At 74.6% G+C, this 17391-nt stretch carries 13 protein-coding genes; 5 read left to right on the forward strand and 8 right to left on the reverse strand.

The window, feature by feature from the left end; genetic code table 11:
* Positions 1–721 precede the first annotated feature (721 nt).
* From RLT57_RS00220 to RLT57_RS00230, 3 genes are all read left to right on the forward strand, one after another.
* Positions 722–2503 (forward strand): serine/threonine-protein kinase, encoded by a 1782-nt coding sequence (locus RLT57_RS00220; RefSeq protein WP_311295298.1) that lies wholly within the window; start codon positions 722–724, stop codon positions 2501–2503.
* A gap of 418 nt (positions 2504–2921) precedes the next feature.
* Positions 2922–3425, forward strand: coding sequence for a MarR family winged helix-turn-helix transcriptional regulator (locus RLT57_RS00225; RefSeq protein ID WP_311295299.1), 504 nt, complete (start codon positions 2922–2924; stop codon positions 3423–3425).
* An 82-nt stretch (positions 3426–3507) separates the two neighbouring features.
* Complete coding sequence (locus RLT57_RS00230) at positions 3508–5244, forward strand: MDR family MFS transporter (protein WP_311295300.1); 1737 nt, start codon at positions 3508–3510, stop codon at positions 5242–5244.
* A gap of 261 nt (positions 5245–5505) precedes the next feature.
* Here the strand turns inward: RLT57_RS00230 and RLT57_RS00235 are convergent, their stop codons facing one another.
* Together RLT57_RS00235 and wrbA are read right to left on the reverse strand one after the other, a co-directional pair.
* Positions 5506–6369: a DMT family transporter gene (locus RLT57_RS00235; RefSeq protein WP_311300512.1), complete on the reverse strand. Its 864-nt coding sequence runs from the start codon at positions 6367–6369 to the stop codon at positions 5506–5508.
* A gap of 165 nt (positions 6370–6534) precedes the next feature.
* Positions 6535–7137: an NAD(P)H:quinone oxidoreductase gene (wrbA, locus tag RLT57_RS00240; RefSeq protein ID WP_311295301.1), complete on the reverse strand. Its 603-nt coding sequence runs from the start codon at positions 7135–7137 to the stop codon at positions 6535–6537.
* Between the two features lie 285 nt (positions 7138–7422).
* Between wrbA and RLT57_RS00245 the strand changes: the two genes are divergently transcribed.
* Both RLT57_RS00245 and RLT57_RS00250 read left to right on the forward strand, forming a co-directional pair.
* A complete protein-coding gene (locus RLT57_RS00245) occupies positions 7423–7929 on the forward strand; it encodes a hypothetical protein (RefSeq protein WP_311295302.1) in 507 nt (168 codons plus the stop codon).
* Between the two features lie 296 nt (positions 7930–8225).
* The gene (locus RLT57_RS00250; protein WP_311295303.1) at positions 8226–9431 is read left to right on the forward strand and encodes an AAA family ATPase; all 1206 of its coding nucleotides are present in this window, start codon (positions 8226–8228) and stop codon (positions 9429–9431) included.
* A 609-nt stretch (positions 9432–10040) separates the two neighbouring features.
* Here the strand turns inward: RLT57_RS00250 and RLT57_RS00255 are convergent.
* The 6 genes from RLT57_RS00255 to RLT57_RS00280 all read right to left on the reverse strand — a co-directional run bounded on the left by RLT57_RS00255 (position 10041) and on the right by RLT57_RS00280 (position 17382).
* The gene (locus RLT57_RS00255; RefSeq protein ID WP_311295304.1) at positions 10041–11021 is read right to left on the reverse strand and encodes a serine/threonine-protein kinase; all 981 of its coding nucleotides are present in this window, start codon (positions 11019–11021) and stop codon (positions 10041–10043) included.
* Positions 11022–11483: 462 nt separating this feature from the next.
* Entirely contained in the window at positions 11484–13673 is a 2190-nt protein-coding gene (gene glgX / locus RLT57_RS00260; protein WP_311295305.1) for a glycogen debranching protein GlgX, read from the reverse strand.
* A 288-nt stretch (positions 13674–13961) separates the two neighbouring features.
* Entirely contained in the window at positions 13962–14237 is a 276-nt protein-coding gene (locus RLT57_RS00265) for a hypothetical protein (RefSeq protein WP_311295306.1), read from the reverse strand.
* Positions 14238–14254: 17 nt separating this feature from the next.
* Positions 14255–15157 (reverse strand): STM4011 family radical SAM protein, encoded by a 903-nt coding sequence (locus tag RLT57_RS00270; RefSeq protein WP_311295307.1) that lies wholly within the window; start codon positions 15155–15157, stop codon positions 14255–14257.
* 6 nt (positions 15158–15163) lie between these two features.
* Complete coding sequence (locus RLT57_RS00275) at positions 15164–16570, reverse strand: STM4012 family radical SAM protein (RefSeq protein WP_311295308.1); 1407 nt, start codon at positions 16568–16570, stop codon at positions 15164–15166.
* Positions 16567–17382, reverse strand: a complete 816-nt coding sequence (locus tag RLT57_RS00280; RefSeq protein WP_311300513.1) for an STM4013/SEN3800 family hydrolase — start codon at positions 17380–17382, stop codon at positions 16567–16569. The genes RLT57_RS00275 and RLT57_RS00280 overlap by 4 nt, the downstream gene beginning before the upstream one ends.
* Between the last annotated feature and the right edge of the window lie 9 nt (positions 17383–17391).

Here is a 17391-nt window from a genome sequence, read left to right on the forward strand (position 1 = left end):
GACGGCGGGTCCGGAACCCGCCGCGGCCGGGCCGGGGCTTTTGGGGGCGGCCGCGAAGGCGACGCGGCGGACAGCGGGCCGGCCGGCGGCGAAGCCGCGGAAGCCCTCCGCGGCCGCGGGCGCGGCGAACGGCGCGCCGGTCGGGGATGCGGCCCCGTCGGAGGACGGCGCGGCGGCGGTCACGGAGCCGCACGTCGCTGCCGCCCCGGAGGTGGCGGAGGCTCAGGAACCGGGCACCGAAGCGGTGGCGCAGACCGCGGCGCCCGCGGCGAAGAAGGTCGCGGCGGTGCGTACGGCGGGGCCGAGGACGGCGGCGGGCGGGCCGGGGGCGCGGGTGCGGAAGGGCGCCGCTGGCAGGACCGCGCCGGGTACGGGCCCCGCCGCGACCGCGGAAGCGGAGGGCGAGGTTTCCGGCCGGCCCGCAGCGCCCGTGGACGGGCGGGCTGCAGCAGCCGCGTCCACGGTGGGTGCGGCGCCGGCGTCCCCGTCCGCCGCAACGGCAGTGGCGAAGGGGCGCGGGGCGTCCGCGGGCGCGAAGGCGGCACCCGCCGCACCCGCCGCACCCGCCGCACCCGCCGCACCCGCCAAGCCGGCCGTACGGGGGCCGAAGGCCGCCCGGGTCGCGGACACGGAGCCGGGCCGGGCCGGGCCGGCGGCACGGCGGGGGAAGGCCGCCGCGTCCCGGCCCGCCGCTTCGGCCGAGGCGCCGGAGGCTTCGGCAGTGCAGGAAGCGCCGGAGCCCCGGGAGTTGGGCGCCGGCGGGGTCGTGAGACTGCCCGTGTCGCCGGAGGGCGGGCCGTGGCAGCTGCCCGACCACGTGTACGAGGCGGATCTCGGCGACGGGGCCGCCGGGCGGGTGGTGCGGGCGCGGCACGAGGCCACCGGGACCCCGGTCGCGATCACGTACCTGCCGCCCGCGCTGGCCGAGGACGCGGGCTTCCGTGCGGCGTTCCGGGCTGAGGCCGAGCTGCTCGGCAACCTCGACTCGCCGTACGTCGCGCGGTTGCACGCCTACGTGGAGGACGGTCCCCGGGCCGCGATCGTGACGGAGTCGGTCGACGGCGTCGGTCTGGACGTCCTGCTGCGGGACAAGGGCGCGACCGCCCCCGAGCCCGCCCTCGCCGTCCTCAAGGGGTCGCTGCTCGGGCTCGCCGCCGTCCACGGGGCGGGTCTCGTCCACGGCGACCACCGGCCGGCGCGTGTGCTGGTCACCGCCGAGGGCGCCGTCAAGGTCGCCGGCTTCGGCGTCTCGGCACGGGGCGCGCAGGACGGTACGCCCGCTGGCACCCCCGTGTACATGTCGCCTGAGCGGTGGGCGGGCGGCCCGGCCACGGCTGCCTGCGACGTGTACGCCGCGGTGGTCACCTTCTACGAGTGCCTCACCGGCACGACGCCGTACGCGGGCGCCACCATGGCGGAACTCGCGGACGGATACGCCGCGGCGCCGGTCCCCGACGGCAACGTCCCGGAGCCCGTACGGTCGCTGGTGGCCCGGGGGTTGACGAAGGATCCGGCCGAACGGCCGCAGGACGCCGCGGAGTTCGCCGGCGAGGTGGAGGCGGTGGCCACCGCGGCCTACGGCGAGGGCTGGGAGGACCGCGGGCATCGCGGACTCGCCGCGCTGGTCGGCCTGTTGCTGCCGCCGTCCGGCGGGGTCGCTCCGGACACGGCCCCGCCGGCGCGGACCGCCCCCGAGCCCGTCGCCACCGAGCCCGTCGCCACCGAGCCGGGCATCGCGCCGTTGTCCGGCGCGGGCGCCGGGGGCGTCCGCGCCGGGAAGGGGCCCGCGGGCGCCGGGGGCCGCGGGCCCCGGTTCGGGCGGCGCGCCAAGATCCTGGCGGTCGCCGTCGCGGCCGTGCTCGTCGCGGGCGCCGTCGCCGTCACCGCCGTGGCGACCGGCAGCGACGACGACACCGCCGCGGTGCGGCCCGCCCCGGCGGTCGGCACCTCGCTGATCTCGGCCCCGGCTCCCGTTGCCGCCCCGCCCTCGGCGGAGGCCACCACCGCCTCCCCGGCCGCCAGCCCCTCGGCGTCGCGCCCGGCGGCCACCGCGGCCGCGCCGACCACCCCCGTCGCGCAACCGCCGGCCACGCCCGCCGACAGCCGGGCCGCGGCCCCGGGCGCCGTGCCGACCACCCCCTCGGCCGGTCCCGCGAAGACCGCCGGGTCGGCGGGCGGGCCGCATGTCGCCTCCGTCGCCGTCACAAGCTTCGCGTGCGCCGCCGGCAGCCACACGGCGACCGCCACGGTGTTCGTGCGGTACGACGGTGCCGCGGCGGGCACGCTGCACCTCACCTGGTGGCGCAGCAGCACGGGGAGGCCGGCCGGGGCGGCCACGATGACGCCGCAGACCGCGCGGTTCCCCAAGGGGGCGACGAGCTACACCTTCACCGACACGCTGACCTTCACACCGGGTGGCAGCAGGCCGTATGTCGGTCTCACCGTCTCCACCGACCCGGCGGCCGACTCCGGCAACGGTTCCTACGGGGTCGGCTGCCACTGACCGTCCCCGCTCCGCGCCCCCGGGCGCCTGGCCCCGGCCCCGCGGTGTCCCGCGGGGGCGGGGCCGCGGTTCTTCCCGGCGTCCGGCGCCGTTGCTCCGCGGTCGCGGGCCGCCCGCGACCGGCGCAGAGCTCCCCCGTGCGGGCGTCGACGGCAAGAGCGCCCCCGGGCCTCGGGACGCCCTCGCGCCGAACGGTACGTGCTCAGGGGAGCGGGAACCGCGCGCGACCGCCCGGCGGCCGGTGGTCCGGACACGGCAGGATCAGCCCCTCGGGCGAGTGACGGTTCGCGGCGCCGCCGTGGCCGATCGCACAGTTCCCGGGCGCACCCCGGCGCGGGGCAAGGTGGCAGGGGCGTCTATTATCACTTGCAGGAGCCAAGCAACTAGTGGTCGGTCGGCACGGGACACGAGGTGGGCGATGGGTGCGGAAGACGACGGGCAGGACGGCGTCGCGGAGGGGGCCGTGCTCGGCGACGAGATCGTGCGGATGACGCGGCAGATGGGCGCGTGGAGGCAGCGGGCGCGGGAGGAGCACTGGGGGGACCGGCTGCTGCTGGGGCGGCTGACGGACTCCGGTCCGCGGCGGGCGACGGATCTGGCCGCCGACACGCTGCTGGACCTGTCCACGGTGAGCCGGCAGATCCGGTCCCTGGTGGAGCGCGGGCTGGTGGAGCGGCGTCCCGATCCTGAGGACCGGCGCGGCACGCTGCTGCTCCCCACCCCGGCCGGGGCGCAGGCCGTGCGCGCCTTCCGGGCCCAGCGCAACGAGCGGCTGGGCCAGGTGCTGGCCGGCTGGCCCGCCGAGGAGCGGCAGGCGTTCGTCCGGCTGCTGGGCCGCTTCAACGACGAGTTCGCCGAGCGCCATCTGCGGGCGCCGCGTGCCGCGCCCGGTCCGGGCGGCGGGGACGCCGGCGCCGGTTGACGCCGCCGGCCCGTTCCCGCAGCCCGTTCCGTACCACCCCGCCGCGTGTGCGCACGTCCGGCCGGAAACAGGAGAGCACCACGTGAGCAGCACCCACACCCCGGCCGTGTCCGCGCCGCCGGAGCCCGCCCCCGGCGGCCTGTCGCACCGCCAGATCCTGACCATCCTCAGCGGCCTGATGCTGGGGATGTTCCTGGCCGCGCTCGACCAGACCATCGTCAGCACCGCGATCCGCACCATAGCCGACGACCTGCACGGTCTGAACGAGCAGGCGTGGACCACCACCGCGTATCTGATCACCTCGACGATCGCCACGCCGCTGTACGGCAAGCTGTCGGACATCTACGGCCGCAAGCCGTTCTTCCTCGCCGCGATCAGCATCTTCATCACCGGCTCGATCGCCTGCACGTTCTCCACCTCCATGGTGGAGCTCGCGGTGTTCCGGGCCTTCCAGGGGCTGGGTGCCGGCGGCCTGATGTCGCTGGCGCTGGCGATCATCGGGGACATCGTGCCGCCGCGGGAACGGGCCCGGTACCAGGGCTACATCCTGGCCGTGTTCGGCACCTCCAGTGTCGCCGGGCCGCTCGTCGGCGGGTTCCTGGCCGGCCAGGGGACCCTGCTGGGGATCTCCGGCTGGCGCTGGGTCTTCCTGGTCAACGTGCCGATCGGGATCCTCGCCCTGGTCGTGGTTGCCAAGGTGCTGAACGTGCCGCACAGCCGGCGGGAGCACCGCATCGACTGGTGGGGGGCGGTGACCATCGTGGTCGGCGTGGTCCCGCTGCTGCTGGTCGCGGAGCAGGGCCAGAGCTGGGGCTGGCTGTCCACGCGTGCGGTCGCCTGCTTCGTGACCGGCGCCGTCGGCGTGGTGGCCTGGGTGCTCGTCGAGTTCTCCATGGGCGACGACGCGCTGATCCCCATGCGCCTGTTCCGCAACAAGGTCTTCAGCCGGACCAGCCTGCTCAGCGTCCTGGTCGGCATGACGATGTTCGGCGGGCTGCTGATGATCCCGCAGTACCTCCAGATCGTGAAGGGCGCCAGCCCCACCACGTCCGGCCTGCTGATGCTGCCGCTGATGGTGGGCATGATGAGCGCGTCCATCGCCACCGGCCAGACCATCGCGCGTACCGGGCGCTACAAGGTCTTCCCCGTCGTCGGCACCGCCCTGATGTGCGCGGCGATGCTGCTGTTCCACTACCGGGTGCAGTGGGACACCCCGCTGCCGGAGACAATGGTCTTCATGGCGGTCATGGGCGTCGGTCTCGGCTTCACCATGCAGACCCTGACCCTCTCGGTGCAGAACGCCGTCCCGCCGCGGGACATGGGCACCGCGACCGCCTCGGCGACGTTCTTCCGCCAGCTGGGCGGCACCGCGGGCACGGCGGTCTTCCTGTCCGTGCTGTTCAGCACCGTCACCGACAAGATCACCACGGCCTTCGACGCCGCCCGTGCCACTCCGGCCTTCCAGGCGGCCCTGCGCGCCCACCCCGGCGCGATCACCCCGGACAGCGCCACGTCGGTGCTGAGCGACTCGTCCTTCATCAAGCACCTCGACCCGGCGCTGGCCGCGCCGTTCAAGCAGGGCTTCGCCTCCTCGATGCACCTGGTGTTCATCATCGTGGCGGGTGTGGCGGCGCTGTCCTTCCTGCTGATGCTCACCATCCGCGAGGTCCCGCTGCGCAGGCTGTCGGGCGCGCAGGCGAGGGCCGCCGCGGAGGCGGCCGAGGCGGACGCCGCGGCGGCCACCGCCGGCGGACCCGCCGTGCCGGAGCCGGTACGGCAGGCGCAGACGCGGACGCCGCCGGACGGCGGCGAGCACTGAGGGGGTACGGCGGGCCCCGCTCACCGGTCCGGGCGGACCGGCCGGTGGACAGCCGGCCCCGCCGGGCCGCGCCGGAAGCCGCCCGCGGGCCCCACGGGACCACTGTGGCCCGTCGTTCGGGTCTGCGCGGATCAAGGAGCGGGGTCCGGTGCGGCGCGGCTGCGAGGCCGGGGAGGAGGGCGGCGTGGTGTGTCGTCGGCCGGCGCGCGGCAGGCCCGCATGCCGGACCCCGCGGCACCGCGCGGATCCACCCGGCGGACCCTAGTCCGCGAGTTCCCGGGTCAGCGGTACCGCACGGGACAGGTGGACCGTGCCGGCGACGATCAGGCCCAGCGCCGCCAGCTCCGGCAGCAGCCACCACCCGGTCCGTACGTGCTCGGAGTACACCGTGATGCCCAGCGCCAGGCTGACCGCCGCGTCGCCCAGCGTCAGCGCCGGCTGCGAGGCCGCGATCGGGCCCGCCTGCAGGGAGTTCTCCAGGAGGAACACCGCGAAGACGCCGAGCACCGCGAAGCCGTAGGTCTGCCACGCGGTCAGGAACGCGCCGAAGCCGCGCGAGGAGAAGGTGTCCGCGGCCGACTTCATCAGCGCGGCCGTCAGCGCGTTGGACACCGCCGCGCCCACGGCCAGCAGAGCCGCCCGGGCCGCGCCGGACGGACGGTGCCGGGCAGCGCCCACCACAAAGAACACCACTCCCGCGCACACCGCGAAGGCCGGGATCCACCGCGCCAGCGACGCCTGCGCGCCCCCGCCCGAAGGAGCCGCGCACGCCAGGCCCAGGACCAGTCCGGCCACCATGACGGCGACCGCGAGCCAGCCGGAGCCCGGCAGCCGGCGTCCCAGGACCGGCAGGCTGATCAGCAGCGCCAGCGGCAGTTCCAGGATGAACACCGGCTGGGCCAGCGCAAGGGGGCCGGTGACCAGGGCGAGCGCCTGGAACAGGGCGGCGCCAGCCACGCCGCAGATGCCCAGCAGCCACACCGGCTGGTGGATCATGTCCACTAGCAGCCGGGCCCGCATGGCGTCCTCGGCCGGTACGGCCAGGGCCGCCTTGCGCTGGAGCACCGTACCGGTGGCGTTGCTTGCCGCGCCCAGGAACGCGAAGAACACACAGAGCACCAGCAGGGCCGGCCTCCAGCGGTGTAGTGGGCGTGGACCAGGGGTGCGGACCGGGCCGCGCCACCGGGTCGGGGCTTGTCGGGCACAGTCTTCCAGCCGCCTCCCCCGGACCCGGCACCACCCGGGCCGGCCGGCCGCTGACCGGCGGTCGGGCGGCCGGTCGGCGTGCGGTCAGCCCGCGAGGCGGCCGGCGATGTCGGCCAGGTGGCGTCCCTGGTAGTCGGCGGCGTCCAGGGTGGGCCGGTCCGGGGTCTCGCCGCCGCCGCTGGGCCAGCTGGTGCCGTACGGGTTGCCGCCGGCCGCGAAGAGCAGCGGGTCGGTGTAGCCGGGCGGCACGATCACGCAGCCCCAGTGGTAGAACACGTTGTTCAGCGACAGCAGGGTGGACTCCTGGCCGCCGTGGCGGTTCATCGCCGAGGTGAAGCTGGTGGCCGGCTTGGCGTGGAAGACGCCGGCCTGCCACTGGACGCCGGTCTGGTCGATGAACTGCTTGAGCTGCGCGGAGACGTTCCCGAAGCGGGTCGGGGTGCCGAAGGCGTAGGCCGAGGCCCACTCCAGGTCCTCCGGCGTGGCCTCGGCGATCCGGTCCTTGGTGGCGTCGACGTGGGCCCGCCAGGCCGGGTTGGCGTCGATGGCGGTGTCCGGTGCCAGCTCCGGCACCCGGCGCAGCCGCACGTCGGCGCCCCGGCTGCGGGCGCCCTCGGCCACGGCCTGTGCCAGGGCGTGGACGTTCCCCGTGGCGCTGTAGTAGATGACTGCGACTCGAACACCCATGGACGCACTCCTGCCCGATCAGTGGTGGTACGTACGACTATGGCCGGTCCGCTGCTTCGCCGGGTCCACCGGCCGCGCGGTCCGTCCGGTTCCACCCGGACAGCGCACTCGGCATCTTTTTGTCACAACCTGGCAACGACTGCGTCAAGTAGGGCGACTTGCTGGGATGCTCCCGGTCTCCGAGTAGAACGAAGCCTTGGGGGCGTTGTGCGGAACCTCGAAGAAATCGGAGCGCCATGGGCGCCGGAAGACGAACGAAGAAAGAAGTCGCGGCTCGTACCCGTAGTGGTGTGCACCCTGTCGTTCGCGGCGGTGCTGGGCATCATCCTGGTCACCACGGACATCAGCGGCGGGCACGGCTCGCCGGCCGGGACCGCGGCCGGCCCGACCGCCGGTACGCAGGCGGGCAGCGGTATCTCGCCGGACGCGGCCTCCACCGTGCGCGGCTGGTACGTGAAGGGAGGTGGGAGCCACCTGACCACGCTCGCCCGTGACGTCACCTCGGTGCAGGACGACCAGTCGGCGGGCGACACGACGAGCATGCAGAACGACTGCGGGACGCTGCTGTCCGATGTGCAGGCGGCGCAGATCTACCCCTCGATCGCGGAGCCGCAGACGGACTCGCACTGGTCGAAGGCGCTGGACCAGCTCGGCCAGGCCGCAGCGGACTGCCGGGACGGCACGACCGACGGCGACGCGGGTCTGATCGCGAAGTCCGGGCGCGAGCTGACGGCCGCCAGCACCGAACTGGACCTGGTGACGAACCTGGTCAACTCGCTCGCCGGCGGCTGACTCCTCCCCCGACCCCCTCCGCTCCCGCCGCAGGCGGCCGGGCGCCCGCGGGCAGGCGGGTGTGCCGGCCCGTTGCGGCCGTCCGGTGGGTTCGCTCCTGCCGGGGTGTGGCTGGTGCAGCGGCCGTGCGGCCTGGTGCGGGATCCGCTCCGAGCCGGGGGCGGGCACCGCGTCGCGGCCGCACAGGGTGATCGGCCGAGCCCGGACGGCGGCCCGGGGGCGTGGTCCCGCCCGTGGTCCGGCGTCCGTCCGAACCGCGTGGCGTTGGCGTCCCCGGCTGCTGACAGACTGGTGCCATGCAGGATGATCACTTCTCGCACGCCGCACCCTTCTCGATCACCCGGGTCCGGCTCCGGCAGTACCGCAGCATCGCCGCCGCGGACGTGGAACTGGGCGACCTGGTGTTCCTGGTCGGGCCGAACGGAGCCGGCAAGAGCAACTTCCTCGACGCGCTGCGCCTGGTCGCGGAGTCCTTGGGGACATCCCTCGCGGACGCGCTGGACGTACGGGGCGGAGTGGCGGAGGTGCGGCGCAGGTCCACCGGCCATCCCAGCAGGTTCGCGGTCGCGCTGGAGTTCCGCGGGCCGGGCTTCGAGGGCGAGTACGGCTTCCAGGTGGCGGGGGCGAGGTCCGGCGGCTTCCGGGTGGCCCGCGAGGAGTGCGCGGTGCGGCCGGCGGGGGCCGCGGCCGCCTCGGGGTTCCGGGTGGACGACGGGCTGCTGACGTCCGCCACGGAACGCGGCCTGCCGGCCCCCGACCCGCGGCGGCTGCTGCTGGCGGAGGCGGCGCGGCTGAAGGTCTTCCGGCCGGTGTACGAGGGGCTGACCGGCGTCGGGGTGCTGAACCTCGATCCCGGGGCGATGCGGCGACCGGCCGCGCCGGACCCCGGGCGGTCGCTGCGGCGCGACGGCGCGAACGTGGCCGGGGTGCTGCACCGGATGGGCCGTACCGCGCGGGGCCGGGAGGACCGGGCCCGGATCGACAGCTATCTGCGGGAGATGGTGCCCGGCGTGCAGGGCGCGGCCCGCCGGGTGCAGGGCGGCCGGGAGACGGTGGAGTTCGCCCAGGACGTGCCGGGGGCGAAGAACCCGTGGCGGTTCGCGGCGCAGTCGGTGTCGGACGGCACGCTGCGGGCGCTCGGGGTACTGGTGGGGCTGTTCGCGGCGCCGGGTGAGGCGTACAGCACGGTGGCGATCGAGGAGCCGGAGACGGCACTGCACCCGACGGCGTCCGGTCCGCTGCTGGCGGCGCTGCGCGACGCGAGCGCCCGGCGGCAGGTGATCGCCACCAGCCACAGCGCGGATCTGCTGGATAGCGAGGACATCGACCCGGCGGAGCTGAGGGCGGTGCGCTGCACGGAGGGACACACCGTCATCGGCGGGCTGGACGAGTCGGGGACGTACACGCTCCGGGCGCAGTTGGCGCTGCCCGGACAGCTGCTGCGGACCGATCAGCTGGTCCCCCGTCCGGCGGCGCCGGAACCGCGGTCGGACGTGCGGTAGGCGGTGCGCCTACCGCGCCGGGTGGAAGGATGTGCGCCGGCCGGAAGTTCACGGCCCCCGTTCTGCCGCCGGCGCACGGTGTCGATCTCGGTGGAACTCGGTGGAACCGTCTCAGCGTTCCGGATGTGCCCGGTTCCGCTGGGTGCCGCGTCGTCCCGGCGCCGCCGGTACGTGCTCGGCGGGCTGCGTACGGGTCGGCGGACTACTTTCCGGCGGTGCCGCCGGCCGGGGCCGGCTGCGGGTCGCTGGTGCAGCCGCCGCGGCGGCAGTCCACGTTCGGGCAGGACATGGTCTCTCTCCTCTCAGCTGGGTTTTCCCGGGTGCCACCACCGGCCCGTCGGACACACCGCACCTGCCCGACCTCGCTCGGCAGTCCGGTGACCCTGGGTTCGTCTGCCCCCGTGGTCCGGTGCAAACCGCCCGCCGGACCCAACCGTTCACCGACAAACCCCTGACCCCCGTCATTGGCTGCGCACTCCGGGAAGAGGGCACCGCATCTCCTAGCAAGGACGCGGCCGCGGCGAAACGGGTTCCCCGGCCAAGGAGTCGGAATACGCGGCCGGTTTCCGTACCCGCCCGTTCCGGTTCCGCTCGGCCGGCGGTCGGGCGTCAGATCCCCTGCGGGCCGGGCTCGGCGTGCGCGGTGAGCAGGGAGCCCGCGGCGGCCTTGATCAGGGCGCGCCGGCGGCGGCCGAGCAGCGGGCGGCGGGCGGACCGCCGCCCGGTCTCCGGTACGGGGAGGGGTTCCGCTACGGGGTCGGGCACGGCGGAACCCGCGTGCCAGGACCCACCGGCGAACCACTCGGCCGCGTGCCGGGCGGTCGGGCGGCGTTCCGGGTCCTTGGCGAGCATCTCCAGCACGAAGCCCGCGAAGGCGTCGGGGATGCCGGGGCGCAGCCGGTCCGGTGCGAGCGCGGCCCGTTCGACGTGCTGGCAGATGACGGCGAGCGGGCTGTCGCCGATGAACGGCGGGCGGCCGGTGAGCAGTTCGTACAGCGCGCAGCCGAGGGCGTAGACGTCGCCGGCGGCGCGGGCGGGCCGTCCGAGGGCGGACTCCGGCGCGAGGTAGAGGCTGGTGCCGCTGACCTTGCCGGGTGCGTCCATGGGGGCGGTGGTCTCCCCGCCGGGGCCGCTGGCGATGCCGAAGTCGACGATCGTGACGGTACCGTCCCGGTCGATCAGCAGGTTCGACGGTTTGACGTCGCGGTGGACGACGCCCCGGGCGTGGGCGGCGGCCAGGCCGGCGGCGGCCTGCGCGGCCACGGACGCCGCCAGGGCGGGCGCCGCGGGTCCGCGCGCCTTGAGCTCGTCGGCCAGGGTGTGGCCGTCGATCAGTTCCATCACCAGGAAGCAGCGGCCCTGCCAGCTGCCGAAGTCGTAGACCGCGGCGACGTGCGGGTCGCTCAGCCGGGCGGCGGTGCGGGCCTCGTGGGCGAACCTGGCCGAGGACTCCGGGTCCCGGGCGGCGGAGTCGTGCAGCAGTTTCACCGCCACCGGGCGTTCCAGCAGTTCGTCCCAGCCGCGCCACACCTGGCCCATGCCCCCGTGTCCGAGTGGTGCGTCGAGCCGGTAGCGCTCCGCGAGCCTCACCGGGTGGCCCCCCTTTCCCGTACGTGCGCGACAGACGTGGGCTCGGCCCTGACCTGCGTCTGCCCCCGACCGGGGCGCGCATCCCTGCCGGACGCAGGGGTCTGCCGGAAGGGCGTGGGCGCGTTCGCGGCGGCCGGGGGCCCGCGGATGTGCGGGGACGGGGGCGTGCGGCGCGGGCTCGGCGGCGGGCGGCGGGGTTCCGGACCGAGGACGAGGACGCCGGCGCCGGCGTCGGCGCGGTGCACGGCGTGGCCGGCCTTCGGTACCGGCCGCCGGCCGATCCGGCGCCCTGACCCGAGCGGGCACGGGGCGGCGCCGGCCGCAGACCGGGGCTCCACCGCCCCGCCGCCCCGTTGGCCCGTCGACGGCGTCGTACTCCCCCTGGCCGCTTCCCTCCGCCCCGGCGCCGGTCGCAGGAGGACGGGCCCGGGGCGCCGGGGGAAGCGGCGGGGCGGCCGCGGATCAGTCCCGGTGGCTCCGACCGGCGCGCGGCCGGGGACGGCGGGTGGCGGCGGCCAGCGCGCGGCGCAGCCGGCCCGAGGAGGTGCGGCGGGGGCTGATCAGCACGACGGCGCCGCGGCCCGGGACCGCCAGGGTGCCGCCCGCCTTGACCTCGGTCTCGTCCGCCGCGTCGGCCTCGGCCGCGGTGTCGACGACGATCCGCCAGCTCTCGCCGTACTCCCGGTCCGGGAGCGCGAAGTCCACCGGCTCGTAGTGGCTGTTGAGCAGGATCAGGAAGGAGTCGTCGACGATACGCCCGCCGTGCGCGTCCGGCTCGGTGATGCCGTCGCCGTTAAGGAACAGGGCCAGCGCGTGGGCGTCCGCGCGGTGCCAGTTCTCCTCGTTCATCTCACCGCCGTCCGGGCGGAACCACACCGAGTCGCCGGTGCCGGTGGCGCCGGTGTCCCCGCGCAGGAAGCGGCGGCGGCGGAAGACGGCGTGCTCCCGGCGCAGGGCGATGAGCCGCTTGGTGAAGCCGATGAGTTCGTGCTGTTCCGGGGTGAGGTCCCAGTTGGTCCAGGAGGTGGGGTTGTCCTGGCAGTAGGCGTTGTTGTTGCCGTGTTGGGTGCGGCCGAGTTCGTCGCCGTGGGAGATCATGGGGACGCCCTGGGAGACGAGCAGGGTGGTGAGCAGGTTGCGCTGCTGGCGTGCGCGCAGGGCGAGGACCCGGGGGTCGTCGGTGCCGCCTTCGGTGCCGCAGTTCCAGGACCGGTTGTGGCTCTCGCCGTCGCGGTTGTCCTCGCCGTTGGCCTCGTTGTGCTTGTCGTTGTACGAGACCAGGTCGCGCAGGGTGAACCCGTCGTGGCAGGTGACGAAGTTGACCGAGGCCCGGGGCCGGCGGCTGTCGTCCTGGTAGAGGTCGGAGGACCCGGTCAGGCGGGAGGCCAGAGCGGGCAGGGTGCCGTCCCGGCCACGCCAGAAGTCGCGGACCGTGTCCCGGTAGACGCCGTTCCACTCGCTCCACAGCGGCGGGAAGTTCCCGACCTGGTACCCGCCGTCGCCGACGTCCCACGGCTCGGCGATCAGCTTCACACGGGACACCACCGGGTCCTGCTGTACCAGGTCGAAGAACGCCGACAGCCGGTCCACCTCGTGGAACTGCCGCGCCAGAGTCGCCGCCAGATCGAACCGGAAGCCGTCCACGTGCATCTCGGTGACCCAGTACCGCAGACTGTCCATGATCAGCTGCAGCACGTGCGGACTGCGCATCAGCAGGCTGTTGCCGGTACCGGTGGTGTCGAAGTAGTGCGCCGGATCGTCGTCCACCAGCCGGTAGTACGACGCGTTGTCCACCCCCCGGAACGACAGCGTCGGACCCATATGGCTGCCCTCGGCCGTGTGGTTGTAGACCACGTCCAGGATCACCTCGATCCCCGCCGCGTGCAGCGCCCGCACCATCGACTTGAACTCCGCGACCTGCCCGCCCCGCCCACCCGCCGACGCGTACCCGTTGTGCGGCGCGAAGAACCCGATCGTGTTGTAGCCCCAGTAGTTCGACAGCCCCCGCTCCAGCAGATGACCGTCCTGCACGAACTGGTGCACCGGCATCAGCTCCACCGCCGTCACACCCAGCCCCGACAGATGCTCGACCACCACCGGATGCGCCAACCCCGCAAACGTCCCCCGCAACCCCGCCGGCAACCCCGGATGACCCCGCGTCAACCCCCGCACATGCGCCTCATAAATGACCGAGTCATGGTACGAGTGACCGGGCGAACGGTCGTCCCCCCAGTCGAAGGACTGATCCACCACGACCGAGAGCATCGCGTGACCGAGATTGTCCACCGTACTGACACCCTGCGGATCACCGAACGGATAACCGAAGAGCGACTCATCCCCGTCCGTCTGACCGTCGACCGCCTTGGCATACGGATCCAGCAGCAACTTCGCCGGATTGCACCGGTGCCCCCGCCCCGGATCATACGGACCGTGCACCCGGAACCCGTACCGCTGCCCCGGACCCACCCCCGGCAAAAACGCATGCCAGATAAAACCGTCCACCTCGGTGAACTCGACACGCTCCTCACGACCCGCACCATCGACCAAAGCCAACTCGACCCTCTCAGCCACCTCCGAAAACAACGCGAAATTCGTACCCACCCCGTCACAGGTGGCGCCCAATGGAAAGGGACGGCCGTTCCACTTCTGCATCCTCTGCCCCCTCAGCACCTTCCGCCCGGGGTCTCCCGGCGGATGTGTCGGACCGTCTGCCCCGAGACCCGGACAGTATGACGATCGCCTGGTCAGATGTCCGAACCGGCAGGAGTCGGTGTCCGCCGGGTGGTCGGTTCCGGTCGGCTCCGGAGCCGCCGGCGGTCGGCACCGGCCGCGCGGCACGCGGGCACGCGGGCACGCGGGGTGCGGACGACCGTACGGTGTCCGGCTGACGGGCCCCTCCCACCGCCCCGCCGGGTCCGGTGCGGCGGCGGGAGCAGGTCCTCACCCGGCGGGAGCGCTCCGGCGCAGGGCCAGCCGCAGTGTGCAGGCGGGCTCGGCCTGCTGGAACAGCCAGGAGGCGTCCGCCACCGTGTAGTCGGCCCCTTCGGTCAGCCAGTCCGCGGCGGCCTGGAACACCGCCGCGGGCCGGTTCGCGGCGAGTGCCAGCACGCCGTCCTCCGCCACCTCGACCCACAGGTCGACATGGCTGTTCACGAACGACCCGGCTCGGTCGCGCAGTTCGTCCGACAGGGTCGGGCTCTGCTCGGCAATGGTCATGGGCGCCCCCTGGTTCGTCATCCGGTCCGTGACGGTGGTCTTCCCCGATCCCCGGCCGCCACGCCCGCCGCCACGCCCGCCGGGGCCGGTATCCGCTCCAGGACACCGCCGGCGAACACGTCGTACAGCGGCAGCGTCTCCAGGTGGACGTAGCCGATGTGGCAGTCGCACACCGCGAGCGGACAGGGCCGGGGCCGCAGGGCCTGCCGGTAGGAGCCGTCGTAGAGGTTGCCGAGTTCGTCGCGCACGAAGTGGCAGCGGCGGACGGTGCCGTCGCCGTCGACGGAGAGCACGGATTCACCCGTACGGCAGGGCAGGCCGGCCGAGGCGTGGGGATGGCGGCTGTAGGAGAAGAGCGGGTCGAGGCCGCTCCAGTCGGCGGCCTCGGCGTCGGTGTAGGTGTGGCCCTCGGCGGCGTTCACCCACAGGTAGACGTGGGCGGGGAGGTCGGCGCGCAGCCTGCGGGCGTGGCCGAGGTGTTCGGGCAGGCCGACCACACCGACGCTGAAGCGGATGCCGAGGGCGGTGAGCTCGTGGGTTTTGCTCAGGAAGCGGTCGTACGGGGTCTGGCCGGGGTGGTAGGTGCACCACAGGGCGACGGTGTCCGGGTCGGCGTCCGCGAGCCAGCCGGTGCGGCAGCTGAGGTTGGTCTGGACGGCGACCCGGCGGACGTGCGGCTGGTGGGAGAGCCGCACGATCGCGTCGCGGTACCAGGAGCGGACCAGTCCCTCCCCCCAGGGGGTGAGGAGTACCGAGAGCCGGTCGTCCTGCCGCCGGGCCGCCCAGTCGGTGAAGCGGTCGAGGGCGGCGCGGTCGGCGCGCAGTTGGGCGGGGGTGTCGCGGCGCTTGGCGAACGGGCAGTACGGGCAGTCGTAGTCGCAGGAGGCGAGCGGGCCGCGGTAGAGGAGCGTCAGGTCCACCGGCGGTCACCTGGTCTCGTACGCGGCCATGGCGGCCCGCACCGGGGCCGAGAACAGCGCCGGGCCGAGGGCGTCGGAGTGGGCGAGGCCCTCGGACGACAGCCGCAGCAGGCCGGGCGGCGGATGCGGGTCGAGCCAGCCGCGGCGGGCGAAGTCGGCGAGTTCGGCGGGGAAGTCGGTGTGCGGGTCGGTTCCGAACCGGTCGCGGTAGTCCCGCACGGGCAGCCCGGCGGCCTGGAGCAGGGACTGCAGCAGGTGGCGGCGGCGTGCCTCGTCGGTGTCGACCGGGCGGCCGTGGCGCGCGGTCGTGAAGTCCTCGGTCGCGGTGTAGTCGTCGATGATCGTGCGGATGCGGTGCATGTCGACCGCGTAGTCGAAGGAGTAGTGCAGCGCGGAGGTGTAGGAGCGGGCGCCGCAGCCGAGGCCGATCATGCCGTCGGTCTGGCAGGCGTGGTCGTCGGGCCCCTGGGCCGGTGCGCCGGGGCGGCGGAACATCCGCATGGAGACCTGCTCGTAGCCGGCCGCCAGCAGGTGGTCGCGGCCGTGCCGGTACAGGCGCAGCCGCTGCTCGTCCCAGGCCGCGTCGCAGGCGGCGGCGCGGCGGGCGAGGCCGGTGAGCGGGCGGACGTACAGCGGGTAGAGGTACAGCTCCTCGGGCCGCCAGGCGAGGGCGGCGTCCAGTGACGCCTGCCAGGTCGCCGGGGTCTGGCCGTCGATGCCGTAGATGAGGTCGATGTTGAGGACGGGGACGCCGGTGTCGCGGATCCGGCCCAGCGCCGCCTCCACGTCGGCGCGGCGCTGCGGGCGGACCGCGGCCCTGGCCTCGTCGTCCACGAAGCTCTGCACGCCGAGGCTGAGCCGCGTGGTGCCGCGGTCGGCGAGGACGGCCAGCCGGTCGGCGGTTGCGGTGGCCGGCGAGGTCTCCACGGACAGCGGGACGGCGCGCAGGTCGGCGCCCATGCGCCGCTCGGCGATGTCGCAGAGCCGGTCCAGTTCGCGGGCGTCGAGGTAGGTCGGGGTGCCGCCGCCGAAGGCCGCGGCGGCGAACCGGACCGGTGCGCCGTCGCCGAGGGCGTCGCGGACGGCGGCGGCCTGCCGGTCGAGTGCGTCCAGGTAGCGGGTGGTGAGTTCGTCGGGGGCGCCGATCCGGGTGAAGAGGTTGCAGAAGCCGCAGCGGACCTCGCAGAACGGTATGTGCAGGTAGAGGGAGAGGGCGTCCTTGGGTTCGCCGCGCCACAGGTCGCGCAGGGCGGGGCGGTCGGGCAGCGGCCGGTAGGCGGTCTTGTGCGGGTAGGCGTAGACGTATGCCTGGTACGGGCGCACGGGGTGGGGCGCGCCCGGGGTGGCGGGGGCGGCTGTCGTGGGCGCGCTCGCGGCGGCGTGTGTCGTGGCCGGGGCGGTGGGTGCGGTCATGCGGGCGGCTCCAGGGGCTCCAGGAAGAAGTGGGCGTAGGGCACCGTCCAGACCGCCTCGTGGCCCAGGCGGTGGCCGGTGTAGCCGTCGTCCCCGTAGGCGGTGCCGTGGTCGGAGCAGACGACGGCGAAGCAGCGGCGGCGGGCCCGCATCGCGTCGAAGAGGCGTCCGACGTGCCGGTCGACGTACTCCAGGGCGGCGCGGTGGGTGTCGCGGGTGTCGCCGGCCTCGCGGGTGGCGCCGGGCAGATGGAACCAGTTGGGCTGGTGCAGCGCGGACACGTTGAGGAAGAGGAACAGCCTGCGGTCGGCGGGCAGTCCGGCGACGACCTGTTCGGCGCGGGCCACCTGGGCCTCGAAGGAGGTGGCGGAGGTGACGCCGAAGCCGGGCTCCCAGTGGCTTTCCTGGAAGAGGCCGGGCAGGACGCCGCCGAGGGCGCCGGCCTTGTTGAAGAAGCCGACGCCGCCGATGCAGACCGTGTGGTAGCCGGCTACGGCCAGGGCGGACACCAGGTCGGGCGTGTCGAAGACGTAGGTGCGGCCGGCGGTGGTCTCGCTGCCGGCGAACCGGGCGGCGAACAGCCGCGGGTGCGGGCCGGGAGCGGCCGGGGTGGGCAGGAATCCGGCGAAGATCGCCTGGTGGGAGGCGTAGGTGAAGCTGCCGGGCGCGTGCCGTCGCTCCCAGGCGCCGCCGGGCAGGTGCCGGGACAGGTTGGGCAGCCGGCCCGCGGCGGCGAGTTCGGCGGCGACGTCGTGGCGCAGGGTGTCGAGGGTGAGCAGCAGCAGGTCGTCGCGGCCGACGACCTCGTTCATGTCGGGAGT

This window comes from Streptomyces sp. ITFR-21, assembly GCF_031844685.1.
Taxonomy (GTDB): Bacteria; Actinomycetota; Actinomycetes; order Streptomycetales; family Streptomycetaceae; genus Actinacidiphila.

Excerpts from the sequence above, each read along its gene's own strand:
- RLT57_RS00225 (WP_311295299.1), top strand. The coding sequence starts at position 2,922 with ATGGGTGCGGAAGACGACGGGCAGGACGGCGTCGCGGAGGGGGCCGTG.
- wrbA (WP_311295301.1), bottom strand. The coding sequence starts at position 7,137 with ATGGGTGTTCGAGTCGCAGTCATCTACTACAGCGCCACGGGGAACGTC.
- RLT57_RS00250 (WP_311295303.1), top strand. The coding sequence starts at position 8,226 with ATGCAGGATGATCACTTCTCGCACGCCGCACCCTTCTCGATCACCCGG.
- glgX (WP_311295305.1), bottom strand. The coding sequence starts at position 13,673 with ATGCAGAAGTGGAACGGCCGTCCCTTTCCATTGGGCGCCACCTGTGAC.
- RLT57_RS00265 (WP_311295306.1), bottom strand. The coding sequence starts at position 14,237 with ATGACCATTGCCGAGCAGAGCCCGACCCTGTCGGACGAACTGCGCGAC.
- RLT57_RS00275 (WP_311295308.1), bottom strand. The coding sequence starts at position 16,570 with ATGACCGCACCCACCGCCCCGGCCACGACACACGCCGCCGCGAGCGCG.
- RLT57_RS00280 (WP_311300513.1), bottom strand. The coding sequence starts at position 17,382 with ATGAACGAGGTCGTCGGCCGCGACGACCTGCTGCTGCTCACCCTCGAC.